Origin of the sequence: Ilumatobacter sp. (assembly GCF_965215205.1) — a bacterium.
In the GTDB taxonomy this organism is placed as follows: Bacteria; Actinomycetota; Acidimicrobiia; order Acidimicrobiales; family Ilumatobacteraceae; genus Ilumatobacter_A.
The window spans coordinates 22752-49379 of record NZ_OZ244049.1 but is presented as its reverse complement, the minus strand read 5'-3'; the positions used below and the strand labels follow the sequence as shown (position 1 = coordinate 49379).

Here is a 26628-nt window from a genome sequence, read left to right as displayed (position 1 = left end):
CGGCGGGACCGGCCGCGCGGTCGGGCGGGGGGGACGCGTCACCCGGATCTCCCCGTCGCGGCCATCGGCGCGGCGGCGGTGGACGTGGGGCGGTGGCGCTTGCGCCACTCGGTGCCGAGCATCCGGTCGATGACGTCGTCGACGGTCACCGCGCCGAGCAGCCGTCCGGCCTCGTCGCACACCGGGATGGCCAGGAGGTCGTAGCTCGCGAGCTGCACCGCGACCTCGCGATCGCTCATCGTCGGCGGGACGATGGGCACGTCGTCGACGAGCTGGCGCAGCTCCATCGCCGGCGGCTCGCGCAGCAGCCGCTGCATGTGCACGACCCCGAGGAACTTGCCGGTCGGCGTCTTGAACGGGGCCTGGGTGACGAACACCTGGGTCGCGATGCTGACCACCCAGTCGGGGTCGCGGATCTGGGCGAGCGCCTCGGCGACCGTGGCCGAGGGACCGAGGACGATCACCTCGGGGGTCATCAGCCCGCCCGCCGTGCCGGCTTCGTAGGACAGGAGTCGGCGCACGACCGCCTCGTCCTCGTCGTCCATCGCGTCGAGCATCCGCTCCTGCTGCGCGGCGGGCATCTGGCCGAGCAGGTCCGCGACGTCGTCGAACTCCATCTCGTCGAAGACGCCCTCGAGCCGTTCGCGGTCGAGGCCCTCGACGATGCGGATCTGCTCCTCCTCGGTCAGCTCCTCGAGCACGTCGGCGAGGCGTTGGTCGTCGAGGGCGTCGGCGAGCTGGCGTCGCTGGTGGTCGGGGAGCGCACGCACGACGGCGGCCACCTCGGCGGGGTGGAAGTCGCGCAGGCGCGCGGCCTCGGCCTCCATCGCGGTCGGGTCGGTGAACAGCCCGGGCACCTCGGCGACGTCGGCGAGGCGGTAGGTGGAGCGGCGTCCGAGGCTGGCGCGCCGCGCGAGTCGCACCTTGTCGATCTCCCACCACGACGACCGCCCGTCGCCGGCCGCGACGAGACCGATGTCGCTGACGGTCTCGTCGCCGAGGCGACGATCGATGAGTTCCTCGCCGATGAGCACCTCGCCCGGGCGCGGCTTGAACGGGTTGAGGTCGACGTCCCAGCTCTTCAGCCGCGCGCCGTCGCTGCTGAGTTCGCTGACGCGGTTCGCGTTGACGAAGATCCGGCGCTGCTGGCTGCTCGCGACGAAGCCGACCAGGCGGGGGGCGCTGCGCGGCTGGCCGTGTCGGGCGGGACGCCCCGGGACGGCGACCAGGTCCTCGATCCGACCGATCGTCGCACCGCCCGCGTCGAGGAGGGGGAGGCGCATCACCCGGAACGCGTAGATGAGCTCGCGTGCCATGGCGGGGAGGCTACCGGTGCCCCGACCTGGCCTCGGGGCCACCACCGCCCCGGCCGGGGCGACGGGACGTCGCGGCACGCACGACGTCGGGGGACGGGCGCGGATCGGGTTCGGACGTGGTCAGCCGAGCGAGGAGACGATCCACAGGGTCGCCATCCCGGCGACGAAGGTCCACACCAGGTTCGCGCGCCACACCGCCACGGCGGCGGCGACCACGAGGGCCGCCACCTCGGCGACCTCCACCGTGGCGATCCCGCGGCCCCCGATCGCCAGGTTGATCGTCAGCGCCGCGAGCACGGCCGGGCCGACGTGGGCCAGGGCCCGCTCGACCGCGGCGGGCAGCTCGCGCCCCGCGAGCACGAGGATCAGCGCGCCGCGCGCCGCGTAGGTGCCGAGCGCTGCGACCGCGACCACGGCGAGGGCGGTCGCGGTGCTCATCGTCGTTCTCCGGGTCCGTCGGCGTCGGGATCGTCGATCGCACCGATGACGGCGCCGGAGGTGCCCCCGACGATCGCGTCGCCGCCGGCGTCGGCCCCGGATCCGCGTCGTCCGCGAGAGAGCATGGCCTGCTCGACGACCGCTGCGGTGACGACACCGCAGAGGGCGCCGACGACGATCCCGAGGCGGTCGGGCAGGCCCACCGTCGCCAGCGAGACCGACCCGCCGACGAGGGCGGCGACCGCCGCCGGGATCCGCTTGACGGCGAACAGGGTGAGCCCAGCGAACATCACCGGCGGGGCGAAGTCGAGGCGCCAGGAGTCGGGCACGATCGGCCCGACCAGCATCCCGAGCGGGACCGCGACGTTCCAGATCGCGTACAGCACGACCGCCACGCTCAGGTAGTAGCGGCGGAACTCGGCGGGGGAGCGGTGGGTCTGCAGCGCGGAGAGGGCGAACGTCTGGTCGACGAGGAGGAAGGGGGCGAACCACCGCATCCACCGGGGCTGGTGGCGGAACGCCGGAGCGAGAGCGGCGGAGTACATCAGGTGGCGGGTGTTGATCACGAGGACGGCGGCGATCACCGCCCACACCGACGCCGCTCCCGCGAGGGTGATCATCGCGAGCTGGGCGGCGCCGGCGAAGACCAGGGGGGCGGACGTCCACGCGACCCACGTCGGCATCGCCGACTCCGTCGCGGCGAGCCCGACGACGAAGCCGAACGGGATCGCCGGGATCGCGAGCGGGATCGCGTCGGCCACGGCTCGCCGATCCGGCGCACGACCGATCGGGTGGGGTGCGCCCGACGCCTCGACCGACGTCATCGAGCGGCGCCGACGGGCGTGGCGGGGTCGCCGGCGCGATCCACGCGGACGACCTCGACGAGGGTGTCGCCGAACGCGACGCCGCCCCCGGCGTCGACGAGGGCATCGCTGGTCAGCGAGTTCGCGACCGACCCGTCGCGGTGGTCCGCGGACCACCACCCGAACGGGATCGCGACGACGCCCGGTCGCAGGTGATCCGACGTGCGGACCTCGACCTCCACGCTCCCGCGGTCGTTGACGACCCGTGCGACGTCACCCGGGTGCAACCCGCGGAAGACCGCGTCGTCGGTGTGCAGCTCGACGTACGGGCCGCCCTTGGGGGGACCGTGCTTCGGGAGCTGGGGGTAGCTCGAGTTGAGGAAGCGCACGTGGCGCTTCGGGGTGAGCAGCTGGAGCGGGTAGCGGCCCCCCGAGTCGTCGTCGACCGCCGACTCCGGGGGCGCCACGAAGGTCGGCACCCGCCCGAACCCGAGCGACCCCATCGCATCCGACGCGAGCTCGACGCGACCGGTCGCGGTCGGGATCGGGGTCGCTCCGTCGGGGTCGCCCCAGGGTCGACCGTCGGCCGGGTACGGGGCGCGGATCCAGCGGCGCCGCTTCAGGTCGTCGAGGTCGATCCCGGGGAGCACCTGGCGCACGAGGGCGTCGTCGTCGTCGTGGAGCGACTCCTCCTCGAGGCCCACCGCGGCGGCGAGGCGACGGAACAGCTCGGTGTTGCTGCACGACTCGCCCGCGGGTGGGACCGCCGCCTCGTTGTGGGTGATCCACAGGTGCCCCCACGGGACGACGACGTCGTCGGCCTCGATCTGGGTGGTGGCCGGGAGCACGATGTCGGCGTAGCGAGCCGTGTCGGTGAGGAACTGCTCGTGGACGACGGTGAACAGGTCGTCGCGCTCGAGCCCGGCACGGATCGCGTTCGCGTTCGGGGTGGTGACCAGCGGGTTGCAGTTCCACACGACGAGGGCGTGGATCGGCGGGTCGAGCTCGGTGAGCACGGAGCCCAACCGGCTCATGTTGACCGAGCGCGGCAGGTCCCGCCCGAGCAGGTCGGGTCGCGCCGCGGCGGCGAGGTCGATGCCGCCCTCGGTCCAGTGGCCGACGCTGCGTGAGAAGCCCCCGCCGCGATCGCGCCACGCCCCGGTGAGCGCGGGCAGGCACGACAGGGCGCGGAAGAACGACGCCCCGTTCGCGTGGTGCTCGGGCCCGATGAGGGTCCGCAGGGCGGTCGGACGGGTCGTCGCGACGTCGACGGCGAGCTCGGTGATCACCGTCGCGTCGACGCCGCAGACCCGGGCGGCACGCTCGGGGGGCCACCGCTCGGCCTCGGCGCGCAGCTCGTCGACGCCGACGGTGTGCCGCGCGATCCAGTCGTCGTCCGTGAGGCCGTCGCGGAACAGCACGTGCATCATCGCGAGGATCATCGCGACGTCGGTCCCGGGGAGGGGCTGCACGAACCGGTCGCCGCACGACTCGTCGACCGCGCGGGCGGTGGAGGTGCGGATCGGGTCGACGACGACCAGGCGGGCCCCCTGCGCCCGGGCGCGCTGGACGGTCGGCCACAGGTGGCGGTTGGTGAGGCGGGTGTTGGTCCCCCACAGCACGATGAGGCGCGAGTGCTCCATCTCGCTCGGATCGAGGCTCGCACCCGTGCCGTAGGCCATCGCGGTGCCGACCCCGGCGGTGACCCCGCAGATCGCCCGCTCGAGGCGGGTGGCGCCGAGGTGGTGGAAGAAGCGGTGACCGGCGACGAACATCGACAGCAGGCTCTGGTTGCCGGCGCTCGAGTAGGGCAGGACCGCCTCGGCGCCGTGGGTGTCGATCACCTCGTGGAGCCGTGCCGCGATCTCGTCGAGAGCGTCGTCCCACGTGATCCGCTCGAACCGGCCGGAGCCCTTCGGTCCGACCCGGCGCATCGGGTGGAGCAGCCGGTCGGGGCTCGCGGCCCGGTCGAGGAACCGGTTCACCTTCGGGCACAGCTCGCCGCGCGACGACGGGTGCTCGGGGTCGCCCCGCATCGTGAGCGCGACGGGCACCGGTCCGCTGTCGTCCACGGTGACGATCCAGCCGCACGAGTCGGGGCAGTCGTGGTGGCAGGCGCCCCTCACGGCCCGGGTCGCGCCGCCACCACCACCACCACCACCGTCGATCGTCACGCCCACGACGCTACGCCCCTCCACGCGACGACCGAACAGGGTTCCGGCGCGCACCCGCCCGGCCGCCGGCCGAGCCCGTCCGCTCCGACGAGATCGGGGCCGCGCGGTGTCGCGGTGGCATGCTGGGACGATGAGCGACCAGGCGAACCGCGAAGCGAGGATCGTGCTGATCCGACACGGGGAGTCGGCATCGAACGCCGGCGGCTGGCTCTCGGGTCAGGAGACGTGCGGAGGCCTCACCGACCTCGGGGTGACCCAGGCGGAGGCCCTGCGCGACCGACTCGAGTCGGATCCGACGATCCGCCCCGACCGGGTGATGGTGTCCACGATGCTGCGCGCGGTGCGCACCGCCGAGGTCATCGCCGAGCCGACCGGGCTCGAGGTCGAGCAGCACGCCGACCTGATCGAGCGCACCTCCGGCGAGGCCGAGGGCCTCACGATCGCCGAGTACACCGAGCGCTACGGCGTGGCCCCGTGGCAGGACTGGTCCGCTCCGCTGTCCCCCGGCGGCGAGTCCGGAGCGGAGTTCAGCGCCCGGGTGCGCGCCGCCCTCGACCGCGTCGCCGAGGAGTGCCGCGGCTCGACGGTGTGGGTCGTCTGCCACGGAGGCGTGATCATGGCCACGGCGGTCGGTCGCTGGCCGGGCGGGACGGACGACCTGTCGACGATCCCGCTCGCGAGCCCGATGAACACGTCGATCAGCGAGTGGGTGGTCGACGCCGAGGGCGGGTGGCGGATGGTGCGGTTCAACGACCACACCCACCTCGTGGGCGTCTCCGACGACGTCCAGGCCCCCGCCCCGGTCTGAGACCGCTCGCTCAGGCGTGCGCGCCGCCGGCTCCCTCGCCGGGGTCGGTCGCCACCCCGGCTCCGACGATCCGCCGCAGGTGCGGCCAGGCCGCGGCGAACCCCGCGTGGATCGCGAGCCCGTCGACCTCGTCGAGGGTGAACCAGCCGACGGCGTCGGTCTCGAAGTTCATCGACGCTCCGAAGCGCTCGGCGACCTCGACGACCACGGTCGTGTAGGCCCAGTCGGGCGACGGCCGGAACACGTACTCGCCGACCACCCGAGCGGACGCCGGGACCGCGCCGATCTCCTCGCTCGCCTCGCGCAGCGCGCCCTCGAGGGGCATCTCCCCCTGATCGAGCGCGCCACCGGCGCACGACCACGTCCCGCCCTCGTGGGCCATCGCGGACCGCTTCTGCAGCATCACCCGGGGCGCACCGTCCTCGTGCACGACGAACACCACGCCGGCCGCCCCGAAGATCCCCCACCGGACGTGGCCGTCCCCGCAGCGCAGGAACCCGTCGCCGCTCCGTCGTTCGAACACCCCGACACTGTGGCCCAGCGCGCCCCCCGAACCAACGCCGGACGGGCGTGGTGCGAGATCGGTCACCGCACCACCTCGCCGCCGGGGGAAGGAAAGGAGGGCTCGCGTGGTTTCATGACCCCGTGAGCGAACGTGACGTCGAGACCTACGACCTGATCATCGTCGGATCCGGATCGGGCAACTCGATCCCCGACCACCTGCGGGGATGGAGGGTGGCGCTCGTCGAGCGCTCGACGTTCGGCGGCACCTGCCTGAACGTCGGCTGCATCCCCTCGAAGATGTTCGTGCTCCCGGCCGACAAGGCGCTCGAGGCGTCGCACTCGGAGAAGCTCGGGATCCGCACCACCTTCGAGGGTGCCGACTGGGGAGCGATCCGCGATCGGGTGTTCGGCCGGATCGACCCGATCTCGGCGGGTGGGCGCGACTACCGCGCCAACGGGACGCCCGACCTGACCCTGATCGAGGGCACGGCCCGACTGACCGGCGAGGTCGTCGACGGAGCCCACGTCCTCGATGTCGACGGGCGGTCGATCGCCGCTCGCCACGTGCTCCTCGCGGCCGGAGCGCGGCCGACGTCGCCGCCGATCCCCGGCCTCGACGAGGTCGGGTTCCACACCTCCGACACGATCATGCGACTCGAGTCGCAGCCGGAGCACCTCGGCATCATCGGCGGGGGCTTCATCGCCGTCGAGATGGGTCACGTCTTCGCGGGGCTCGGATCTCGGGTCACGGTGCTCAACCGGTCCGACACCCTCCTGCGGGGCTTCGACGACGACATCCGCCGGCGCTTCGTCGAGGTGTTCGGCGAGCGCGTCGACCTGCGCCTCGGTCACGTCCCCGAGAGCGTCGTGCGGCGCGACGACGGGGGGATCGCGATCGAGCACCCCGACGGCGAGGTCGTCGTCGACGAGGTGCTCGTGGCGACCGGTCGACGCCCGAACACGGACCTGCTCGACGTCGCGGCGGCCGGGATCGAGTGCGACGACGACGGAACCGTCCACGTCGACGACACGATGGCCACGAACGTCGCGGGCATCTGGGCGATCGGCGACCTCACCAACAGCTACCAGCTCAAGCACCTCGCGAACGCCGAGGCGAAGATCGCGTTCTGGAACATCACCCATCCCGACGACATCCGGCACCAGAGCTACGCGGCGGTCCCGGGAGCGGTGTTCTCGAACCCGCAGGTGGCGACGGTCGGGCTGACCGAGGCCGAGGCGCGCGCGGCGGGGCTGCCGATCCGCGTCGGTCGACGGGACTACTCCGGGACGGCCTACGGGTGGGCCCTCGTCGACGAGACGTCGTTCGCCAAGGTGATCGTGCACGCCGACACCGGGATGATCCTGGGAGGGCACGTGCTGGGACCGCAGGCCGCGACCCTGATCCAGCCCATCGTGCAGGCGATGCAGCTGGGCACGACCGCCGCCTGCGTCGCCCACGACGTGTTCTACATCCACCCCGCGCTCACCGAGGTCGTGGAGAACGCGCTGCTCGAGGCGCTCGACGACGAGGCGGGGGGCGACCAGGGTTCGGCCGACGACGTCGATCCCTCGCCCCCCGACGACGAGGCCCGCCCCGGTCTCGACGAGGAGGCGGGAGGCGCGATCACGGGGCGCGAGCCGTGACGGCGCACCGGTCGTGACCGCGCCGTTCACCGCCGAGGAGGTCACCGCCATCCGCGCGGCGACCCCGGGCTGCGACGGCGACCTGATCCACCTCGACCACGCCGGCTCCTCGCTGCCCGCTCGCGCGGTGCTCGACACCCAGATCGACCACCTCCGACGGGAGGCCGCGATCGGGGGGTACCGCGCCGCCGCCGAGGCGGCCGAGCGCTCCGACGCGGTGCGTTCGTCGCTCGCCACGATGCTCGGGGCGAACCCGTCGGAGATCGCGCGCACCGAGCACGCCACCGCGGCGTGGAACGCAGCGTTCTGGTCCATCCCGATGCGTGCCGGCCAGCGCGTCGTCACGCACGACCACGACTACGGAGCGAACCAGATCGCTCTGCTCCACGCCGCCGAGCGGTTCGGTGTCGTCGTGGAGCGCGTCGCGAGCGACGGCCACGGCCAGATCGACCTCGACCGCCTCGCGACGGTCCTCGAGCGACCCGACGACGTCGCGGTGGTGTCGCTCGCGTGGATCCCGACGAGCAGCGGGCTCGTCAACCCGGCGGCCGCCGTCGGCTCGCTGTGCCGCTCGGCCGGGGTCCCGTTCCTCCTCGACGCGTGCCAGGCGGTCGGTCAGCTCGACGTCGACGTCGCGCAGCTCGGCTGCGACTTCTGCTCCGGCACCGGGCGCAAGTTCCTCCGCGGCCCCCGTGGGACCGGCTTCCTCTACGCCCGGGCGGGGATCCTCGACCGGGTGGTGCCGTCGCAACCCGACCACCACGGCGCCAGGTGGCTCGACCTCGACCGGTACGACTACGTCGAGGGGGCGCGGCGCTTCGAGCACTGGGAGCACTCCGTCGCCGGGTGGCTCGCGCTCGGCGCGGCGGTCGATGTCGCGCTGGAGCTCGGGATCGACCGGATCGAGGCGACGATCGCGCAGCGGGCCGACGAGCTGCGCGCACGACTCGCCGACGTCGGCATGGCCGTCCACGATCCCGGGGCCGTCCGCTGCGGCATCGTGACCGCCACCCACCCGGAGCTGGCGGCCGACGACGTGTCGAGCGCGCTGCGTGACCGGGGGATCAACACGACGGTGACGTTCGCGGGATCCGCTCTGGCGGACATGGCGGCGCGGCGGGTCCCGCCGGCGACGCGGCTGTCGGTGCACTGCACGACCACCGCCGACGAGCTCGACCGGGTGGTCGACGCCGTGCGCGCCCTGTGACGTCGACCGAGCGGCTCGTCTCGCTGCCGACGCACGACCGGGGCGCTCGACGGCGCCGTGGGGCCGGCAGCCGGTTCGGGGCGTACCCTGCGGGTCGTGGGCGTCGCGACGAGGAACTGGGCGGGCAACCAGAGGTGCGCGCCGGCGTCGGTGCACGAGCCGGTGTCCACCGACGAGGTCGCCTCCGTCGTGTCCGCCGCGGCGGCCGAGGGACGGCGGGTGAAGGTAGTCGGCGGCGGTCACTCGTTCACCGACATCGCGATGACCGACGGGACGCTGATCTCGCTCGACTCGATGGATCGCGTCATCGGGGTCGGGGGGGCGGAGGGCTTCGACGTGTCCGTCCAGGCCGGCATCCGGCTCGGCGCGCTGAACGACGCGCTCGCGGTGCGTGGCCTCGCGCTGCCCAACCTCGGTGACATCGACCGCCAGTCGATCGCCGGGGCCATCTCGACCGCGACCCACGGCACCGGCGCCGGCCACGGCAACCTCGCCACCACCGTCGTGGCGATGACCCTCGTCGTCGGCGACGGCTCCGTGCGGCGGATCGACGAGGACACCGATCCCGAGCTGCTGCGCGTCGCGCGCGTCGGGCTCGGCGCGCTCGGCGTGGTCACCGAGGTGACGTTGCGCTGCGTCCCGGCGTTCAACCTCCACGCGGTCGAGACGATCGAGCCCCTGGTCGACGTCGTGGCCGACTTCGGGCGGGTGATGCACGGCACCGACCACGTCGAGTTCTACTGGATGCCCGGTGCCCGTCGCTGCCAGGTCAAGCGCAACACCCGCACCTCGGCCGAGGCCGACCCGCCGTCGCGGGCTTCCTACGTGAAGGACAAGTGGATCGGCGAGAACCTCGCGTTCGGCGCGGTGTGCCGGGTCGGTCGCCGGTTCCCCGCGGCGGCGCCGAGGATCGCGAAGCTGATCATGACGGGCGCGTCCGAGCGCGAGCTGATCGACCGCAGCGATCGGGTGTTCTGCAGCCCACGCAGGGTTCGCTTCCTCGAGATGGAGTACGGCGTCCCCTTCGACGCCGTCCCCGACGCGCTCGGCCGGATCGCCGCGCTGGTCGAGTCGCTCCCCTTCCCGCCGCTGTTCCCGATCGAGGTGCGCGCGTCGGCGGGCGACGACATCGCCCTGTCCACCGCCAACGGGCGCGCATCGGGGTGGATCGCCATCCACCAGTACGTCGGCGCGCCCCACGAGGCGTACTTCCAGGGCGTCGAGAACATCATGAACGACTACAACGGTCGTCCCCACTGGGGCAAGTTGCACTTCCAGTCGTCGGCGACGCTCGCCCATCGCTACCTCGAGTGGGACGTGTTCCAGCGCACGCGCCGCGAGCTCGATCCGGCGGGGACCTTCGCGAACGCCTACACCGATCGCGTCCTCGGACCCGTCTGAGGTCCCCGGCGCCCGGGTCACCGGGCGGCCGCTCGGGCCTCAGCCGCGGATCGGGCTCTGCGCGACGAGCCAGCCCAGGATGCCCGCGGTGGTGTCCGCGAACGAGCCGTCGCCGGCGCGCTCGGGCAGAGCCGGGTAGCCGTCGTAGTTGATGACCACGACGCGGTCGCCGGGTCGCCACAGGCCCCGGAACGACACGTTGCGGTACATGCTCTGGATCTCGGCCAGCCACCCCCGCTCGCCGATGCCGTAGCTGTCGGAGTAGCCGGTGAACCAGGTGAACGGGACGCCGCGGTCGCGAGCGATGGTCATCGCCCGGAAGAAGCCGTCCGCGTAGCCGCCGCCCGTGCACACGTCGAGCGGGCACTCGATGCCGATCCCGTCACCGGATCGCAGCGCTGCGTCCCCGGCGCTGCCCGGCGAGATCGTCGGGAAGCTGGCGGTGTTCTGCGCCCCGGTCAGGTTCTGCGGCTGGTACAGCGTCTCGATCGCCCCGTAGCCCATCGGTCCGTAGTGCGCGCGCGCCCCGCCGACCCCGCCGACGTCGCCCCAGCAGCCCGGGTTCTCGGCCGCGTAGATCGACATCCCGATCCGGTTGAACGACAACGCGCCGCGCGCCTCGACGTTCTTCCAGTAGCTGTCGTCACGGAACCCGACGCAGGTCCTGCCGAGCGTGATCGGGTGCTCGACGACGAGGTCGAGGGTGCCGACCGACTTGGCGAGCGAGACGGCCTTGTCAATCGAGTTCGGCTCGGCGAAGCCGTTGCCCCACAGACCGTCGATGTTCGTGCGCGCGTAGGTCCACTGGCCGTCGCGCCCGAGCAGGCCCTCCGAGCCGTAGAACGCGAGGTAGACCTCGGGGCGGTCGCTGACCTCCGCCGGCGGTTCCGGGGGGTTCAGCCGGTCCGCGGGGCGCGCCCGGCTCACGTCGGCCGGTCCGGTGACCGCGCCGGTGAGCGCCTGCATCACGACCTCGGCGGGTGCGAGGGCGGCGGGCTCGTCGGCGGCCGCGGCGGCGGTCACCGCCGGCAGGCGATCGTCGGGGAGGCCGGTCGAGGTGCCGCAGGCGGCGAGGCCGACGAGCGCCGCGACGGCGGCGAGGACGGTGGTGCGTGGTGTCATGGCTCAGTCCAGGATGACGGCGTAGGCGTCGATGATGTAGTGGGTGGCGCCTCGGCGGTTGAACACCGACACCACCTCGGCGCCTCGGCTCGTGGCGCCGTAGGTGGCGACCGCGGCGTTCGCGATCGTGCGACCAGCGACGACGTTGATGTTCGACACGTCGGCCTCCCCGGCGGGGTGGCCGCCGCCGGCGTGCGCGGGGGTGAGCGACAGGTAGGTCGTCGGTGGATCGGACGCCCGAGCCTGGGTGTGCGCGACCGCGGTGACGTTCGCGAGCAGCGAGCTCTGCGCGCCGACCGGCCGTCCGTTCAGGCTGATCGAGTCGGCGAAGTCGTCGAAGCGCAGGTCCTCCCACTGCTGGTCGCCGAGCTTGACGGCGTCGAACGCCTCGGCGCGGGTGTCCATCGTGCGGAACGGCTCCTCGAGAGCGATGATGCGACCGGCGGTCGTCTCGTCGGCGCGCGGCTCGAGGGAGCCGACGACGTCGACGGCCACGTGGAGTCGGCCCGCCCGGTTGTAGAGGTGGATCCGGCCCGACGAGTCGAGCTCGACGATCGCCAGGCTCGCCACGATCGCCCCCGGTCGGTAGTTGCCGTTGGAGGATCCCGGGGTCGCGCCGACGGGGACCGGTGCGGCGCTGGCGGTGAGGTAGGTGTCGGCGGCGTCGGCGCGGGAGTTGATCCCGGTGATGTTCACCACCACGGCGGTCGCGTCCGGGGACACGCCGGCCCGACCGGCCACCTGCACGGAGCGGTTCGATCGCGGGCCGAGCGGCGACGAGGTGCGGGTGTCGAGGACGCGCGTCGGCTCCAGGCTGTCGAGGCGGGCGCCACGTCCGGCGGTGTGCGACGAGGTGGTGACGTAGCCGACGACGTCGACGACCAGGCGGCTCGTGCCGCCGGCGTTCGTGACCAGTCGGACGTCGAGGCGGGCGTCGTCGACGCCGATGATCCCGAGGTTGGGGACGACGTCGCCGGGGCGGTTGAAGTTGAGCAGCGACGCGCCGGGAGCACCGGGCCCGGCGGCGCCGGAGGCCGCCGCGCTCAGGTACCCCGTTCCGCGGGCGTCGGCGAGGGTGATGTTGACCGCGACGGCGAGGATGTCGTCGCGGTCGATGCCGGCGTCGCGGACCCACACGTCGACGGCGGTGGTGCTGTTCGCACCGACGCGGGCGTCGAAGACGCGCGTCGGCGTGACCGGGAAGTACTCCCCGCCCGCTCCGAGCGAGGTGCTCTGCGCGTGGCTCGCAGCGCCGGTGGCGAGCAGCGCCGAGATGGCGGCGAGCGCGCCGGCGACGAGGTGGAGGAGGCGGCGGGTGGGTGGCACGGGGGTCTCGGGCGGTTCGGGTCGAAGCATGTTGTACCCCACCGTGCGGCGGACGTGGCCGCGCGCACCGAGGTCGACCCCGTCGGCCCGGATCGACTCGCCCGACGCGCCGACGTGGCGCGAGCCGCGACGGCGGAGCGCGCCGGCCGCCGTCGCGGTCAGCCGGGGTGGGCGAGGACGAAGGCCAGCAGGAACCCGAGCGCCGTGCTCAGCGCGTTGAACGGGCGACCGTGCTCGAACGCCTCCGGCATCAGCGTGTCGGCGAGCGACGCCAGCACCGCCCCGCCGGCGAAGGCCAGCGCGAAGGCCAGCGCGCCGGGCGACATCTGCGAGGCGAGACCGTCTCCCGCCACGACGGCGAGGGTGAGCACGGCCGCCGTCGCCGCCCAGATCGACACGACGAACCCGCGCGACCGCCCGGCGGAGCGCATCGCGATCGAACCGACCAGGCTCTCGGGGAGGTTGGACACGAACACCGCGACGAGCAGCGCGGTGACGCCGCTCAGCTCGCCGCCGACCCCTTCGAGCGTGACGCCGAGGGCCAGGTTCTCCGGCACCCCGTCGAGGGTGACGGCGGCCAGCAGGGCGAAGGCGATCCCCGGTCCGGTGGACGCGCCGCCACGACCGGCGGCGCTGTGCGCGAGCTTGTCGCTCTGGTCGGCCTCCGCGCCGTCGAGCGCGTCGGGCACCCCCGCTGCGGCGTCCGCAGCGTCCCCCCCACCGGCTCGGGCCGCGCCGCCCGCCCCGCTCGCGACGCGAGCGTCGACGAGCGCGTTCACCACGACGAACACGATCGCCCCGACGAACAACCCCAGCACCGACGGCCCGAGCCCGCCGACCTCGACCGCCTCGGGGAACAGCTCGAACGCGAGCGCCGCGATCAGCGCCCCGCTGGCGAAGGCGAGCAGGACCCCGGTCACCTGAGCGGGCGCGGACCACCACGATCCGACCACCGCCCCGATCACCAGGGCGCTCGACCCGATCACCCCGATCAGCAGCGCGGTCCACACCGCCCCATCCTCACCCACCGCCGGCGCGGTGGGCGACACCAGGTCGGGGGAGCTGCGCTGTCCGAGCGGTGCTCGCCGTGCGGTCAGCCGTCGTGGGCGGTGCGCCGGGAGACGTCGCGCGCCACGGCGCCGTAGCGCTCGAGCGTCTCGGGGTCGGCACCCGCCGCGCTGTACATCACGAGGCGGTCGGCGCTGCCCCGGTAGGTCTCGACGAGGGCGTCGGCGAGGTGGTCCCAGTCGGCGGTGGTGCAGAACGCCTGGAGGTGGTCGTCGGTGACCTCGGCGCGCATCGCGTCGAGATCACCGGCTCCCCGGTGGGCCCGGATCCGCTCCGTGGTCCCCTCGAACCCGGCCTCGTCCCAGATGAACGCGTAGTTCGGGGTCGAGCCGTAGAACGAGAGCGCGGTGCGCGCCGCCTCGCGCGATGCGTGGCGCTCGGCGTCGTCGTCGCCGACGATCGTCGTCACCGGCACGATCACGGCGACGTCGCCCGGTGAGCGACCGCCGAGGATCGCACCCTGAGCGATGCCGGGCAGCACGTGGCGCTCGAGGTACCCCGGGTGGCCGAGGGGGTGGACGTGGACGCCGTCGGCGACCTCCCCCGCCATCTGCAGCATCCACGGGTTGACGGCCGCCACGTCCACCGCGGGGTCGGCGAACGCGATCGGACCGGGGCTCCACCGCCGGTTCAGGAAGGTCAGCTCGTGGAACTCGCCGCGGTGGTCGAGGGCTTCGCCGCGGAAGGCGGCGAAGCACGCCTTGACCGCGCGCACGTGGTCGCGCAGGCGGGGTCCGGGGCGATCGAACTCGACTCCGTAGCGGCGCACGACGTGGGTGCGCACCTGGGTGCCGAGCCCGAGGCGGAAGCGACCTCCGGTGAGCTCCTGGAGCTCCCAGGCGTTCTGCGCCGTGATCATCGGGCTGCGCGGGAAGGCGACGGCGACCCCCGTCGCGAAGTCCAGGTCGGGCTCGGCCAGGGCGGCGGCGGTCACCGCGCTGAACGCCGTGCGTGCGCCCTCGGCCAGCACCATCCCGTCGAAGCCCGCCCGTCGCGCCGCTCGAGCGGCATCGCCCATCCGGGCGAGGGCGCTCGGGGTCGTCATCACGTCGACGCGCACCCGGGCGACGGTACCGGTCGGCGGTCGCGGCACCGGAGCCGGAGCCGGAGTCGGAACGGGAGGTCGGGAGCCGGGCGTCCGGACCCCCTCGTGTGACTCGGGTCGGGTCGGGTCGCTACCGTCGTGCCATGTCGAAGCAGGCGATCACGGGACTGGAAGCGGAGATCGGCCGGGTGCGCGAGCTCCTCGCCTCGATGAGCGACCAGGAGTGGCAGGCGCCGTCGGCGTGCGAGGGGTGGAGGGTGCAGGACGTCGTCACCCACATGGCGTCGGTGCACCAGCAGATCGCCGAGCCCGAGTCGATCGACACCGGCGACGGCGCGAAGGCCGAGGAGGCGGCCGAGGTGCCCGTGCGCGCACGTCGCGACTAGAGCACGCAGCAGGTGCGCGACGCGTACGACGAGTGGTCGGTCAAGGGCCTCGCCGCGCTCGGCGCGGTGCAGGACCCGCCGATGGCCGACACGGTGGTGTCGCTGTCCGACCTCGGGGAGCACCCGATGCACCTGCTGGGCAACGCGATCGCGTTCGACCACTACTGCCACCTGCGCCACGACATCGGCGCCGCGATCGCCCGCGCCGCCGATCTCCCGCGCGACCCGACGGTGCTCGCGGCGACCCTCGAGTGGATGCTGGCGGGCCTACCCCAGATGTGCGCCGACGCCCTCGACGGCGCGCCGCGCCAGCCGGTCAACCTGGTCTTCGACGGCGTCGCCGCCGACAGCTGGTGCCTCACCCCGGGCGATCCCGAGGCCGGACCGCGGTGGGTCGTCGCCCACGGGGTCGACGACGACGCCCCCGTGGTGCGCACCACGGCGCACGACTTCGTGTCGTGGGGGACCAAGCGCGCCGACTGGCGCTCCACCAGCACGGGCGACGTGGACGATCCCAGGGTCGCCGCCGTGCTCGACGCGATCGACGTCATCTGATCGTGCCGTCCACGACCCCCGAGCGCGACGCCGCGACGCCCGCGGACGACGCCACCGCGAGGACACCCGACGACGACCACGACGACCACGACGGCACCGACCGTCCGTGGTGGCGGACTGCGACGATCTATCAGATCTACCCGCGCAGCTTCGCCGATTCCGACGGCGACGGCGTCGGCGACATCGCCGGCATCGCGTCGAAGCTCGACCACCTCGTGGAGCTCGGCATCGACGCGGTGTGGCTCTCGCCGATGTACCCCTCCCCGCAGGACGATGCCGGCTACGACATCAGCGACTACCGCGGGATCGACCCCCTGTTCGGATCGCTCGAGGACTTCGACGCCCTCGTCGAGGCGTTGCACGAGCGCGGCATCCGCCTGCTCATGGATCTCGTCGTCAACCACACCTCCGACGAGCACGAGTGGTTCGTCGAGTCGCGGTCCGCGACCGACTCGCCCCGCCGCGACTGGTACTGGTGGCGGCCGCCGCGCGACGGCATGGCCGGAGGCGAGCCCGGAGCCGAGCCGAACAACTGGGGATCGGTCTTCGGCGGTCCGGCGTGGCGGTGGGACGAGGCGACCGCCGAGTACTTCCTGCACCTGTTCAGCACCAAGCAGCCGGACCTGAACTGGGAGAACCCCGACGTCCGCGCCGCCGTGTACGAGATGATGCGGTGGTGGCTCGATCGCGGGATCGACGGGTTCCGGATGGACGTGATCAACTTCATCTCGAAGGATCCCGAGCTCCCCGACGGCCGTGTCCGACCCGGCGGTCGCTTCGGGAACGGGATGCCGCACCACGTCGACGGGCCGCGGATGCACGAGTTCCTCGCCGAGATGCGACGTGAGACGGGCGGGGGGCCGCGTGACGAGGCCGCCGACCGCGCCGGCGGCGAGCGCCCCCTCGTGTGGGTGGGGGAGATGCCGGGCGTCACCGTCGACGACGCCATCGCCTACACCGACCCCGACCACGCCGAGGTCGACATGGTGTTCCAGTTCGAGCACGTCGGCGTCGACCACGGCGAGCGCGGTCGCTTCGACGTCCGGCCCCTGCGCCTCATTGACCTCAAGGCGGTGATGAACCGCTGGCAGGTCGGCCTGGCCGAGACCGGGTGGAACAGCCTCTACTGGTGCAACCACGACCAGCCCCGCGTCGTGTCGCGCTTCGGTGACGACGGCGAGCACCGGGAGCGCTCGGCGACGATGTGGGCGACGGTGCTCCACCTCCACCGCGGCACTCCGTTCGTGTACCAGGGCGAGGAGCTGGGGATGACGAACTACCCGTTCACCTCCCTCGACGAGGTGCGCGACGTGGAGGCGGCGAACCACGTCGTCGACGCGCGCGCGGCCGGCGCGTCCGACGACGAGATCCTCGCCGAGCTGCGCGCCGGGTCGCGCGACAACGCACGCACCCCGGTGCAGTGGGACGCGTCGCCCGGAGCCGGGTTCACCACCGGCGAGCCCTGGATCGCGATCAACCCGAACCGCACCGAGATCAACGCGGCCGATCAGCGCGACGACCCCGACTCGGTGTTCCACCACTACCGCCGCCTGGTGGAGCTGCGCCACGACCTCGACGTCGTCGTCGACGGCGAGTTCGCCATGCTGCTCGCCGACGACGAGTCGATCTACGCGTTCACCCGCACCCTCGGCGACGACCGGCTGCTCGTCCTCGCGAACGCGACGGGCGAGCCCGTGGCGGTCGACACCGACGAGCTCGGCGACTGGGTGGACGCCACGACGCGCGACGCCACGATCGAGGTGGTGATCGCGAACGTCGCCGACCCCGCGCCCCTCGGTGCCGAGCTGGTGCTCCAGCCGTGGGAGGCGCGCGTCCACCGACGCCGCTGATCCACGTGCTGGGTGCGTCGTCCGGCGAGCCGAGCGTCAGGCTCCCGACGGGCGCACGAGGCGGAACCAGCGGTACCCGTGGGCGGCGACCTCGACCTTCGTCGCCCCGTCGGCCACCTCGATCGGTTCGTTCGTCCCGATCAGGTCGCGCAGCACCGCCCCGTCGGCGTCGCCGAGGTCGATCCGGGCGGTGGCCTTCCTCTTCGCCAGGTTGTGCATCGTGACGACGGTGCGGCCCTCCCAGTCGCAGCGGAGCGCGAGGACGGAGTCGACCTCCGTCTCGAGGACGGTGTGCTCGCCGAAGCCGATCTCGGGGACGTCCTTGCGCAGGCGGATGAGGCGCTCGAACCAGTTGAGCAGCGATTCGGGGTCGGTCCGCTGGTCGGCGACGTTGACGTCGGCGGGCGAGCGGTCGCCGTCGGGCAGCGCTCGGGTGGCGGCGTCGGGCGGCGCGGTGGTGAAGCCGCCGGCGGGGCCCGAGTCCCACTGCATCGGTGTGCGCACGGCGAGGCGCCCCTCGATGTCGAGGTTCTCGCCCATCCCGATCTCCTCGCCGTAGAACAGCGACGGGGTGCCCGGCATCGCGAACATCAGGCTGTACGCCATCCGCACGTGCTGGTCGTCCCCGCCGAGCATCGGGGGGAGCCGGCGTCGGAGCCCGCGGTCGAAGAGCTGCATGTCGGGATCGGGGCCGAACGCGTCGAACACCTCCTGGCGCTCCTCGTCGGTGAGCTTGTCGAGGGTGAGCTCGTCGTGGTTGCGCAGGAACGAGGCGAAGGCCGAGGCCCGCGGGATCTCCGGTCGCGACCGGATCGATTCGGCGAGCGGCGTCGCGTCCTGGCGCGCCATCGCCAGGTAGGTCGCCTGCATCCCCATGAAGTCGAACAGCATCGTCAGCTCGTCGCCGTCCTCGTCGCCGAAGAACCGGCGCTGCTGCTCGAAGTGCAGGTTGACCTCACCGAGCAGGACCGCGTCGCCGCGCCGCCGCTGCATGAACGCACGCAGGTCGCGCAGGTACTGGTGCGGGGCGATGTCCATCGCCTGGTCGATCCCGTCGAGCTCGAGCAGGAACGGCACGGCGTCGACGCGGAACCCCGACAGGCCCTGGGCGAGCCAGAACCCGATGACCTTGCGGATCTCGTCGCGCACCGCCTCGTTCGCGACGTTCAGGTCGGGCTGGTGGTGGTAGAAGCGGTGGAGGTAGTACTGGCCGGCGTCGGCGTCGTAGGTCCACACGCCCTCCTGCTCGCCGGGGAACACGACCCCGGCGGGGCCGTCGTCGGGGATCTCGTCCTGCCACACGTAGAAGTCGCGGAAAGGAGACTCGCGGCTGGTGCGCGCGGACCGGAACCAGCGGTGCTGGTCGGAGGTGTGGTTGACGACGAGGTCGGCGATGACCCGCAGACCGCGGTCGCGCGCGACGGCGATGAACTCGGTGAAGTCGCCGAAGGTCCCGAGGCGCGGGTCGATCGCGTAGTGGTCGGCGACGTCGTAGCCGTCGTCGCGATCGGCGGTCGGGTAGAAGGGCATCAGCCAGATGCAGGTGACGCCGAGTCCGGCGAGGTGATCCACGTGGCGGGTCAGCCCGGGGAAGTCTCCGACCCCGTCGCCGTTCGAGTCGGCGAAGGTCTGCACGTCGAGGCAGTACACGATCGCGTTCTTCCACCACAGGTCCGCCGTCGTCGGGATGTCCATGCACCCACCCTGCCACGCGCGATCCGCCCCCTCCACGGAGGCTCCCCCCCGTCGACCCCGTCCCGTGCGCACGCGACCCCGGTCGACCCGCCGGTCCGGTCGTCACCTCCTGCGCGTCGCGCCCGGGATCGCGACCAGACGCAGATCGATGGATGGGCGGGCGCGTGCGGTCGTGACGGAGTCAGCGTGGGGGCAGGCGGCGGCGGAGCTCGACGTAGACGGTCTCGCCGGCGAGCTCGGTCAGCTCGTCGACGAGGCTGTCCACGACCATCTCGTCCCCGGAGTACGCCTCGCCCCCGTCCGAGCGCTCCGTGCAGCACCACGCCATCGTCGTGCCGTGCTCGCCCCAGTCCGCTCGCGACCACCGCCGGACGGTCGCCGTCTCGGGACCGTCGGGCTCCTCGTCGTGCTGCAGCGACCAGTCGACGCGCAGCGGGAGCTGCCAGCACACCGACGGCTTCCACTCCGTGGGCGAATCGCCCGCCTCGAGGGCGGCGATGTGCAGCGCGCACCCCGCACCCCCCTCGAAGCCGGGTCGGTTGAGGAACACGCACGCCCCGTCGACGACGCGCGTGCAGCTCCGCTCGGCGTCGCCGTAGAACCCGGCGACCGCGACCGCGACCGCGGCGTCGGGCGAAGCGTCGGCCCCGGTCGCGGCCTCGGCCGCGCTCGCCGGGACCCCGACGTCGTCGGCCCGTCGGGGGTCGGTCGGCGACGTGGACTCCGAAGCGACCTCGCCCATCGCCTCGGCATCGTCGTCGACGCCCGCACGCTCGGACGGATCGGGTCCGCTCGGCGGGACGTGCTCCGCGGTCCCGACCCCGTGGAACTGCCAGCGGGCGGGGGTGAGCAGCGCGACGTAGGCCGAGATCCGCCGCGCCTCCTCCTGCCCGGACGGTCCGTCGCCGAAGTGCGCACCGAGCGAGCAGCACCCCTGGCCGAGCTCCTCGGCGGGTCGCGACAGGATCCCCTTGCACCCGTCGCCGAACAGGCAGCGCCACCGGGAGGTCAGGAACCCGCGCTCGAACCGCCACACCGTGTCGGAGTCGACGACCTCGACGAAGCCATCGTCCGCGATCTCGGACGGACCGTCGCGCGGGGGTTCGTCCACGGTCACGACGTCACCGGCGGCCGAACAGGACGAGGGAGTCGCCGTCGGGCAGATCGATCGGGTCGCCACCGTCGATCCGGACCAGCGACCGCTCGGTCCCGGTCCGGGCGATGTAGGCCGAGCCGTCCGGGGTGAGGTCGAGCACCTCGTCGGCGTCGACGGCCACCACCTCACCGGCGGCGAACACCTGCGGGTTCCCGCCGTCGACGATGGAGATCGTGCAGCCGTCGACGGACACGTCGGTGATCGAGCCGCGCCCGATGTCGCCGATCTCGGCGCCGTCGTCGAGGTCGACGACGGTGGCTGCCCGCCCACCGCGCTCGGACGACACGATCGCGCAGCGCGACGCCTTCGTGAGCGGCTCGGCGAGCTCGCCGACGAAGGTGGCGACGACCTCGCCGTCGGGGTCGAGGACGGTGATCTGGCCGTCACCGGTGACGACCATCCGATCGCCGTCCGCGACCACGTCGCCGGATCGGACGTCGACCCGGCGGCCGTCGGCGTCGACGAGGTCGTCGTGCTCGTCGAGGTCGCCGCCGGTCGTGGCGGTGCCGACCGAGCCGTCGGCCGCGACGACGAGGAGGTCGCCGGACGGGGTGAGCAGGGTCGCGATCGGCGCCGGGACGTCGACGGTCGCGATCTCCTCGCCGTCGAGGTCGGAGAACTCGATCTCCGACACGTCGCCGGCCGGCTGCTCGGTGACGACGACGTCGTCGTCGAGGGCCACAACCCGGCCCGCCAGCGCGACCGCGGTCTCCTCGGCCAGGTCGACGACGAACGACTGGAAGATGTTCGGGACCGGCACCGCCGCGAGGCCGGCGGACGGGGCGATCAGGACGTCGCCCGCATCGATCAGGGGGGACTCGACGTCGGTGACGTCCGCCAGCCCGAGGAGGCGTCCCTCCGCGCTCAGCACGATCACGACGTCCCCGCGACCGTCGCCCGCCACGAACACGACCGACGGGTCGTCCGGGCTGACGAGCAGCGTCTGGTCGCGCTCGACCCGGCGGGTGCGGGTCGAACCGTCGGAGAGGTCGACGAGCGTCAGGCGCCCGGCGTCGCTGAGCGAGAGGAGGACGTCGCCGGCGACGACGGTCCGGTGGTCGAGCAGGTCGTCGTCGTCGTAGGACGCGACCTCGTCGCCCGAACCGCGCTCGATCACGTCGATCCCCGAGTCGGTGAGCGAGACGACGGTGTTCCACTCCGTCGCCTCGGACGTCGCCGAGGTGTCGGATCCGTCGTCGCCGATGATCCGACCGACGACGATCGCCCCCATCGCGACGACCGCGACGACCGCCGCGACGAGGATCGCACGACGCACGATGTAGTTCGGTTCGTCCCAGTCGTCGTCGTCGATGTCGTCGTCGACGTCGTCGGGATCGTCGTACCGGTCACGAGGGGACGGCTCGTCGTCGCCTCGCTCGTCGTCGCGATCGCGCTCGTCGTGGCGCTGCTCGTCGTCGCCGGGGCCCTCCTCGGCCGGGGGCTCGCCGCCGTCGAGGGGGTCAACGTCGTCGGGCTCGGAGCTCGGCCGCCGACGATCGGTCACGCCGCGAATCTAGGCGCGGTAGCGTCGGAGCCGTGGAGTTCACCTGCCCTCGATGCGCCACGAGCGCGGAGGCGGAGTTCTACGGTCCGTGCCCGAGCTGCCGGGCCGAGCTGATCGCCACCTTCCGCTCGGACGGGCGCGTCGTCGAGCTCGCCGAGTACGAGCCGAAGATGAACGTGACGCCGAACGCCGTCGCCTTGAAGGACGACTGACGCCGCGCACGTCGACCGGCGGTCGGGCGGGAGCGGGGCGGGGACGAGGGTCGGAGCCGTCAGCCGCGTGACGGGACGTCGTCGACCTGGTTCGTCCCGCTCAGCGCCTTGTCGTCGATCCACTGCTGGACGCGGGGATGGAGCGTGGCGAGACCGATGACGCCGGCGATGATCAGCGAGATCCCGGCGACGATGAAGCTCGGGAACACGACGATCACGACGATGCCGGCTGCGATCAGCACCACCCCGGAGAGCGCGAGCATGATCCGGCCGCCCTTGGACTCCTGGAGCTTGCGGACCGCGTCGGCGGCGCGCTCGACGACGATGTCGAGCAGCCGCTGAGCCCAGTCGAACTCGGTCGCCAGGATGAGCAGGCCGACGATGATCACCACGACGCCGGGGCCGGGCAGCGCGAGCAGGGCGATCCCGGCGAGCACCACGAGGGTGCCGAGGAGGAAGACGCCGATGCGCTTGCCCTGACGTCCTACCTTCCCGAGCGCGGTCATGTCCGATCACCGTCGTGGGTCATCGACCCAGTGTGGCCTCTCGACGTGGCGGTCGCGCACCGCAGCCCGTCCGACCCGCGCGGAGCGCTCGACGTCGGCGCCGCCGATGGAGCGTGAGCGGGCACGGTCCGTGAGGATGGTCCGATGGACGGAGCTCCGATCGGGCGTGGTTCGTGAAGCTCGGTCTGATGTCCGCGAACACCGTGTGGACACGTCCCGCGGAGGTGCGCCTCGCCGTGGAGATCTGCGAGGGAGCGAGCGTCGAATCGCTGTGGGCGGTGGAGCACGTGCTCACCCCGTCCACGTCGTCGTCGCGCTCCCCGTTCAAGGCCGACGGAGGCCTGGACGGGCTGAACGACGTCGTGCTGTGCGACCCGGTGGTGTGGTCGGCCCACGCAGCGGCCTGCTCGACGACGTTGCGGCTGGGCACCGGGATCGTGATCCTCCCCCAGCGTCACCCCGCGTACGTGGCTGGCGGACCGCCTCGCCCGGCTGCCTGCCCGTCGCGACGGCTGACGACGTCCCCGGCACCCGCACCCGGGTGCTCAGCGTGTCGGACCGTTCCACCACGCCCCGCCGAGCTGGGCTCGGGCCGAGTTCGGAGGGGTGCTCTCCGTCACGTTTGTGAGATCGTTGTCGCGTCAACCATGAGCGCATGACCATCGGAATCGTCTTCTACTCCACCTACGGAACCACCCACGCGCTCGCGCAGGAGGTCGCCGCCGGGATCGCATCGGCGGGAGGGGACGCTGCCTTGCGCCGCGTGCCCGAGCTGATGCCCGACGAGGCGATGGACGACAACGCCAAGGCCGCCGCCGAGGCGCAGTCCGACATCGCGTTCGCCGATGTCGAGGAGCTCCCCGAGTTCGACGGGATCATCCTGGGCTCGCCCACCCGCTTCGGGAACCGGGCCGCTCAGCTGTCGCAGTTCATCGATCAGACCGGGCCGCTGTGGCAGTCGGGGCGCCTCGTCGGCAAGCCGGTCGGCTTCTTCACCGGGGCCGCGACGATGCACGGCGGCCACGAGTCGACGATCCTGACCATGTCGACGTGGGCGTACCACCAGGGCATGGTGATCGTCCCCGCCGGCTACGCGAACGAGCAGATGGGCTCGACCCGCACCGGCGGCGGACCGTACGGTCCGACGCACCTGAGCCCGACCGACGGGTCGAAGACGTCGCTCAGCGACGAGGAGATCTCGATCGCGCGGGGCTACGGCGAGCACTTCGCGACCATCGCGGCGAAGCTGGCCTGACGGGTGCTGCCGGGCCGTTCGCTCGCGTGCGCGACGAGCGGCCCGGTAACGTGAGCGCGTCCTGAGGCCGGGACGACGATCACGGGGACGTAGCTCAGTTGGCTAGAGCACCTGCTTTGCAAGCAGAAGGTCGTGGGTTCGATTCCCATCGTCTCCACCGGTAAAGCCCCTGGTAGCGAAGCTGCCGGGGGCTTTCTCGTTCTCCGACGAGACCCGCTTGCACGCGTATTGCACGCGTAGCAGAGGAGGCGTATGGTCGTCAGCGTGGGTCAAAGGCGAACATTCGGCTCGGTCCGGAAGCACCGTTCCGGGCGCTGGGGCGCCGACTACACGGACCCGGTCACGGGCCAGCGCGTGACCCCCGGTCGCTCGTTCGCCTCCAAGGTCGAGGCGACACGCTGGCTGTCGGAGATGCAGACCGATCTCGACCGCGGTCAGGCGCTCGACGCCACCGGGACCAAGCGGACGTTCGAGTCGTATGCGAACACCTGGCTCGCTGGAAGGACCGATCTGCGACCGAAGACTCTCGACCTCTACCGCTACCTGCTCGACGCGTTCATCCTTCCCAGGCTGGGCGACGTGCCGGTCGGCAAGATCGACCCGTCCACGATTCGCCGCTGGCACGGCCGTGTGAGCGAAGGTGACCAGAGCGTGGTCACGACCGCCAAGGCGTACCGGTTGCTCCGCCAGATCTTGTCGGCTGCGGTCGACGATCTGCTCCTGCGGGCCAACCCCTGCACATTGAAGGGCGTTGCCGTGGAGCGAACCCAGGAGCGCCAGACGCCGTCGATCGCGGAGGCGATGAGGCTCGTCGACGCCGTGAAGCCCGAGTACCGACTGATGGCGATGCTGGCTGCGGTCGTCGGGCTCCGGCGAGGTGAGTGCTTCGGACTCAGGCGGCGCCACCTCGTCGAGGCGGATGGCGTGTGGACGGTGACCGTGGAGTCGGCGGTCGTGTTCGTGCGCAATGTCCCCCATCTCCAGCCACCGAAGACGAGCGCCGGCATCCGGCGGCTCGTGGTGCCCGCCGTGGTGACGCCGACGATCGTGGACCACCTCGATTCGTTCGGGCCGTTCGGTGACGATGACCTCCTCATCGTCGATCGGCGCACCGGTCAGACGCCGACGCTCACGGTCTGGCGGCGCGTGTGGGAGAACGCACGCAAGTCGGTTGGCGTGGACTACACGTTCCACGATCTCCGGCATCTCGCCGGCACGCTGAACGCGACGGCGGGTGCGAGCATCCGTGAGTCGATGGCCAGGATGGGTCATTCGTCGCCGAGGGCTGCCCTGCGCTACCAGCACCTCGTCGACCTGCGAGACGCAGAGGTCGCGTCGTCGATCGATCGGCTCTTCGACTGATCGATCGAGGACCGCGCGTTCAGATCAGCGCTTCGACTCGTTGCGCTGCGAGGTACCGATCGATGTCGCGTTGATCGAATCGGACGTACTTGCCGACCTTGTGGAACGGCACTCGGCGTTCGGCGACGAGACGCCGCACGAACCGCTCCGGTGTTCCCAGTCGCTCCGCGACTTCGGGGATTCCGAGCAGCGCCAGCGGCTCCGGTGATGGGCCGCCCTCGGCCGTTGGCGGCGCTGAGTTCTTCGCTTCGAGCTTCATCGCACTTCCCAACTCTTGAACGCTGACGTGAAGCCAAGGCCCGCACCGGGCGACGGCGTTACACCTCGATGGCGGCGCACACGCCTGCCGTCGGCGCTGTGGTGATCTTGGCGTCCATGCGAGGAACGCCTGGTCAGCGATAGCCGGCTCAGTGCCGTTGGAGGTGTGCGAGCAGATGCCGAAGCACGGCGTCAGGGTTCTCTTCGGGCAGGAAGTGGCCACCGTCGAGTACCTCACACCTCACGTTCGTGGCCCAGCGTCTCCAGATCTCGGTGAGGTCGCCTCGGCCGGCGCTCGACAACACCAGGATCGGGCAGTCGATCGTGTTCGCCGAGTTGCGATCTGCCTCGTCGTGGTCGATGTCGGCGGCTGCTCCGGCCCGATAGTCGGCGCACGTTCCGTCGATCACCTTGCGCTGTCGGAAGCATCGTCGGTACTCGGCCATCGCCTCGGCCGAGATTCGTTCGGGGTACTTCGACCAGCTCGCCATCAGATGATCGAGCCACGCGTCCGCCGCTCCTGCGATCAGCGTTTCGGGCAGACCGTCGGGTTGCGCGAGGAACGGCCAGTGGAACGTCTCGATCGAAGTCGGCCCATCGATCAGATCCCACTCCTCGATCGTCGGGATGATGTCGATGACGGTCAACGACTCGACGACATCGGGATGGTCCAACGCCATGCGGTACGCGACTCGGGCTCCTCGGTCGTGGCCGACCACGGCGAAACGATCGTGACCGAGCCCGCCCATCAGCTCGATCATCGACGAGGCCATGGCCCGCTTCGAGAAGCTCGAGTCATCATCGAGGGGCACGTCGCTGTCGCCGTACCCGGGCAGATCGGGAGCGATGACCGTGTGGCTCTCGGAAAGCTTCGCGGCGACCTGATGCCAGCAGACATGGGTCTCGGGGTAGCCGTGGATGAGAAGCACCGCAGGTCCTCCGCCAGCCGTGCGACAGACGGTCGATCCGGCGGCCAATTCCGACCTCACAAGTGGTTGATCGAACAGGCTTCGGCTATCCGAGCGCACCTCGC

The 26628-nt window shown here is 72.2% G+C and carries 26 protein-coding genes and 1 tRNA gene; 12 read left to right on the top strand and 15 right to left on the bottom strand.

Translation table 11 applies throughout. From position 1 onward, the window contains the following. Nucleotides 1-38: 38 nt before the first annotated feature. The 4 genes from ACOOHC_RS00380 to ACOOHC_RS00365 all read right to left on the bottom strand — a co-directional run bounded on the left by ACOOHC_RS00380 (nt 39) and on the right by ACOOHC_RS00365 (nt 4731). Nucleotides 39-1316: a magnesium transporter MgtE N-terminal domain-containing protein gene (locus ACOOHC_RS00380; protein WP_420452033.1), complete on the bottom strand. Its 1278-nt coding sequence runs from the start codon at nt 1314-1316 to the stop codon at nt 39-41. A gap of 120 nt (nt 1317-1436) precedes the next feature. Then, a complete protein-coding gene (locus ACOOHC_RS00375; RefSeq protein ID WP_420452032.1) occupies nt 1437-1754 on the bottom strand; it encodes an AzlD domain-containing protein in 318 nt (105 codons plus the stop codon). Further along, on the bottom strand, nt 1751-2515 hold the full coding sequence (locus ACOOHC_RS00370; protein ID WP_420452031.1) for an AzlC family ABC transporter permease: 765 nt from the start codon (nt 2513-2515) through the stop codon (nt 1751-1753). The genes ACOOHC_RS00375 and ACOOHC_RS00370 overlap by 4 nt, the downstream gene beginning before the upstream one ends. A 59-nt stretch (nt 2516-2574) precedes the next feature. Beyond that, entirely contained in the window at nt 2575-4731 is a 2157-nt protein-coding gene (locus ACOOHC_RS00365; protein WP_420452030.1) for a molybdopterin-containing oxidoreductase family protein, read from the bottom strand. Between the two features lie 130 nt (nt 4732-4861). On the opposite strand from ACOOHC_RS00365, the gene ACOOHC_RS00360 reads away from it, so the two are divergent. Continuing rightward, nucleotides 4862-5539 (top strand): histidine phosphatase family protein, encoded by a 678-nt coding sequence (locus ACOOHC_RS00360; protein ID WP_420452029.1) that lies wholly within the window; start codon nt 4862-4864, stop codon nt 5537-5539. Between the two features lie 10 nt (nt 5540-5549). On the opposite strand, the gene ACOOHC_RS00355 is transcribed toward ACOOHC_RS00360, so the two are convergent. Then, nucleotides 5550-6062: an NUDIX domain-containing protein gene (locus ACOOHC_RS00355; protein WP_420452028.1), complete on the bottom strand. Its 513-nt coding sequence runs from the start codon at nt 6060-6062 to the stop codon at nt 5550-5552. A gap of 122 nt (nt 6063-6184) precedes the next feature. Between ACOOHC_RS00355 and ACOOHC_RS00350 the strand changes: the two genes are divergently transcribed. The 3 genes from ACOOHC_RS00350 to ACOOHC_RS00340 all read left to right on the top strand — a co-directional run bounded on the left by ACOOHC_RS00350 (nt 6185) and on the right by ACOOHC_RS00340 (nt 10295). Further along, the gene (locus tag ACOOHC_RS00350; RefSeq protein ID WP_420452027.1) at nt 6185-7687 is read left to right on the top strand and encodes a mycothione reductase; all 1503 of its coding nucleotides are present in this window, start codon (nt 6185-6187) and stop codon (nt 7685-7687) included. A 13-nt stretch (nt 7688-7700) separates the two neighbouring features. After that, complete coding sequence (locus ACOOHC_RS00345; RefSeq protein ID WP_420452026.1) at nt 7701-8894, top strand: aminotransferase class V-fold PLP-dependent enzyme; 1194 nt, start codon at nt 7701-7703, stop codon at nt 8892-8894. Between the two features lie 96 nt (nt 8895-8990). After that, nucleotides 8991-10295 carry a D-arabinono-1,4-lactone oxidase gene (locus ACOOHC_RS00340; protein ID WP_420452025.1) on the top strand — a complete coding sequence of 435 codons (1305 nt, stop codon included), beginning with the start codon at nt 8991-8993 and terminating at the stop codon, nt 10293-10295. 39 nt (nt 10296-10334) lie between these two features. Here ACOOHC_RS00340 and ACOOHC_RS00335 read toward each other — a convergent pair whose 3' ends face one another. The 4 genes from ACOOHC_RS00335 to ACOOHC_RS00320 all read right to left on the bottom strand — a co-directional run bounded on the left by ACOOHC_RS00335 (nt 10335) and on the right by ACOOHC_RS00320 (nt 14871). Beyond that, nucleotides 10335-11417 (bottom strand): hypothetical protein, encoded by a 1083-nt coding sequence (locus ACOOHC_RS00335; protein ID WP_420452024.1) that lies wholly within the window; start codon nt 11415-11417, stop codon nt 10335-10337. 3 nt (nt 11418-11420) lie between these two features. Further along, nucleotides 11421-12773, bottom strand: a complete 1353-nt coding sequence (locus ACOOHC_RS00330; protein WP_420452023.1) for a hypothetical protein — start codon at nt 12771-12773, stop codon at nt 11421-11423. Nucleotides 12774-12901: 128 nt separating this feature from the next. Then, nucleotides 12902-13753, bottom strand: a complete 852-nt coding sequence (locus tag ACOOHC_RS00325; protein ID WP_420452022.1) for a ZIP family metal transporter — start codon at nt 13751-13753, stop codon at nt 12902-12904. Nucleotides 13754-13836: 83 nt separating this feature from the next. Beyond that, nucleotides 13837-14871, bottom strand: a complete 1035-nt coding sequence (locus tag ACOOHC_RS00320; RefSeq protein ID WP_420452021.1) for a TIGR03617 family F420-dependent LLM class oxidoreductase — start codon at nt 14869-14871, stop codon at nt 13837-13839. Nucleotides 14872-14999: 128 nt separating this feature from the next. On the opposite strand from ACOOHC_RS00320, the gene ACOOHC_RS00315 reads away from it, so the two are divergent. Genes ACOOHC_RS00315 through ACOOHC_RS00305 form a run of 3 tightly spaced genes read left to right on the top strand, consistent with a single transcriptional unit; the run spans nt 15000 to nt 17647 of the window. Beyond that, nucleotides 15000-15242 carry a maleylpyruvate isomerase N-terminal domain-containing protein gene (locus ACOOHC_RS00315; protein WP_420452020.1) on the top strand — a complete coding sequence of 81 codons (243 nt, stop codon included), beginning with the start codon at nt 15000-15002 and terminating at the stop codon, nt 15240-15242. A gap of 12 nt (nt 15243-15254) precedes the next feature. Next, nucleotides 15255-15797 (top strand): hypothetical protein, encoded by a 543-nt coding sequence (locus ACOOHC_RS00310; protein WP_420452019.1) that lies wholly within the window; start codon nt 15255-15257, stop codon nt 15795-15797. 2 nt (nt 15798-15799) lie between these two features. Continuing rightward, complete coding sequence (locus tag ACOOHC_RS00305; RefSeq protein ID WP_420452018.1) at nt 15800-17647, top strand: glycoside hydrolase family 13 protein; 1848 nt, start codon at nt 15800-15802, stop codon at nt 17645-17647. 36 nt (nt 17648-17683) lie between these two features. On the opposite strand, the gene ACOOHC_RS00300 is transcribed toward ACOOHC_RS00305, so the two are convergent. The 3 genes from ACOOHC_RS00300 to ACOOHC_RS00290 all read right to left on the bottom strand — a co-directional run bounded on the left by ACOOHC_RS00300 (nt 17684) and on the right by ACOOHC_RS00290 (nt 22002). Further along, complete coding sequence (locus ACOOHC_RS00300) at nt 17684-19342, bottom strand: alpha-amylase family protein (RefSeq protein ID WP_420452017.1); 1659 nt, start codon at nt 19340-19342, stop codon at nt 17684-17686. Nucleotides 19343-19523: 181 nt separating this feature from the next. Next, nucleotides 19524-20453 carry a hypothetical protein gene (locus tag ACOOHC_RS00295; protein ID WP_420452016.1) on the bottom strand — a complete coding sequence of 310 codons (930 nt, stop codon included), beginning with the start codon at nt 20451-20453 and terminating at the stop codon, nt 19524-19526. 10 nt (nt 20454-20463) lie between these two features. Continuing rightward, complete coding sequence (locus ACOOHC_RS00290) at nt 20464-22002, bottom strand: hypothetical protein (protein WP_420452015.1); 1539 nt, start codon at nt 22000-22002, stop codon at nt 20464-20466. 32 nt (nt 22003-22034) lie between these two features. Here ACOOHC_RS00290 and ACOOHC_RS00285 point away from each other — a divergent pair, with 32 nt between their 5' ends. After that, a complete protein-coding gene (locus ACOOHC_RS00285; protein WP_420452014.1) occupies nt 22035-22214 on the top strand; it encodes a hypothetical protein in 180 nt (59 codons plus the stop codon). Between the two features lie 59 nt (nt 22215-22273). Here ACOOHC_RS00285 and ACOOHC_RS00280 read toward each other — a convergent pair whose 3' ends face one another. Beyond that, entirely contained in the window at nt 22274-22720 is a 447-nt protein-coding gene (locus ACOOHC_RS00280; RefSeq protein ID WP_420452013.1) for a PGPGW domain-containing protein, read from the bottom strand. Between the two features lie 188 nt (nt 22721-22908). On the opposite strand from ACOOHC_RS00280, the gene ACOOHC_RS00275 reads away from it, so the two are divergent. The 4 genes from ACOOHC_RS00275 to ACOOHC_RS00260 all read left to right on the top strand — a co-directional run bounded on the left by ACOOHC_RS00275 (nt 22909) and on the right by ACOOHC_RS00260 (nt 25337). Further along, nucleotides 22909-23379: an LLM class flavin-dependent oxidoreductase gene (locus ACOOHC_RS00275; protein ID WP_420452012.1), complete on the top strand. Its 471-nt coding sequence runs from the start codon at nt 22909-22911 to the stop codon at nt 23377-23379. After that, a complete protein-coding gene (gene wrbA / locus ACOOHC_RS00270; RefSeq protein ID WP_420452011.1) occupies nt 23376-23975 on the top strand; it encodes an NAD(P)H:quinone oxidoreductase in 600 nt (199 codons plus the stop codon). The genes ACOOHC_RS00275 and wrbA overlap by 4 nt, the downstream gene beginning before the upstream one ends. Before the next feature lie 83 nt (nt 23976-24058). Then, nucleotides 24059-24132 (top strand) — tRNA-Ala (locus tag ACOOHC_RS00265). 107 nt (nt 24133-24239) lie between these two features. Then, on the top strand, nt 24240-25337 hold the full coding sequence (locus ACOOHC_RS00260) for a tyrosine-type recombinase/integrase (protein WP_420452010.1): 1098 nt from the start codon (nt 24240-24242) through the stop codon (nt 25335-25337). A gap of 19 nt (nt 25338-25356) precedes the next feature. Here the strand turns inward: ACOOHC_RS00260 and ACOOHC_RS00255 are convergent, their stop codons facing one another. Then, complete coding sequence (locus ACOOHC_RS00255; protein ID WP_420452009.1) at nt 25357-25596, bottom strand: helix-turn-helix domain-containing protein; 240 nt, start codon at nt 25594-25596, stop codon at nt 25357-25359. Nucleotides 25597-25744: 148 nt separating this feature from the next. Further along, nucleotides 25745-26623 carry an alpha/beta fold hydrolase gene (locus ACOOHC_RS00250; protein WP_420452008.1) on the bottom strand — a complete coding sequence of 293 codons (879 nt, stop codon included), beginning with the start codon at nt 26621-26623 and terminating at the stop codon, nt 25745-25747. Nucleotides 26624-26628 lie beyond the last annotated feature (5 nt).

What these genes read in the sequence shown, in the direction of transcription:
- ACOOHC_RS00380 (WP_420452033.1), bottom strand. Translation starts at nt 1,316, where the DNA reads ATGGCACGCGAGCTCATCTACGCGTTCCGGGTGATGCGCCTCCCCCTC.
- ACOOHC_RS00375 (WP_420452032.1), bottom strand. Translation starts at nt 1,754, where the DNA reads ATGAGCACCGCGACCGCCCTCGCCGTGGTCGCGGTCGCAGCGCTCGGC.
- ACOOHC_RS00360 (WP_420452029.1), top strand. Translation starts at nt 4,862, where the DNA reads ATGAGCGACCAGGCGAACCGCGAAGCGAGGATCGTGCTGATCCGACAC.
- ACOOHC_RS00335 (WP_420452024.1), bottom strand. Translation starts at nt 11,417, where the DNA reads ATGACACCACGCACCACCGTCCTCGCCGCCGTCGCGGCGCTCGTCGGC.
- ACOOHC_RS00330 (WP_420452023.1), bottom strand. Translation starts at nt 12,773, where the DNA reads ATGCTTCGACCCGAACCGCCCGAGACCCCCGTGCCACCCACCCGCCGC.
- ACOOHC_RS00315 (WP_420452020.1), top strand. Translation starts at nt 15,000, where the DNA reads ATGTCGAAGCAGGCGATCACGGGACTGGAAGCGGAGATCGGCCGGGTG.
- ACOOHC_RS00300 (WP_420452017.1), bottom strand. Translation starts at nt 19,342, where the DNA reads ATGGACATCCCGACGACGGCGGACCTGTGGTGGAAGAACGCGATCGTG.
- ACOOHC_RS00280 (WP_420452013.1), bottom strand. Translation starts at nt 22,720, where the DNA reads ATGACCGCGCTCGGGAAGGTAGGACGTCAGGGCAAGCGCATCGGCGTC.
- ACOOHC_RS00275 (WP_420452012.1), top strand. Translation starts at nt 22,909, where the DNA reads ATGTCCGCGAACACCGTGTGGACACGTCCCGCGGAGGTGCGCCTCGCC.
- wrbA (WP_420452011.1), top strand. Translation starts at nt 23,376, where the DNA reads ATGACCATCGGAATCGTCTTCTACTCCACCTACGGAACCACCCACGCG.
- ACOOHC_RS00255 (WP_420452009.1), bottom strand. Translation starts at nt 25,596, where the DNA reads ATGAAGCTCGAAGCGAAGAACTCAGCGCCGCCAACGGCCGAGGGCGGC.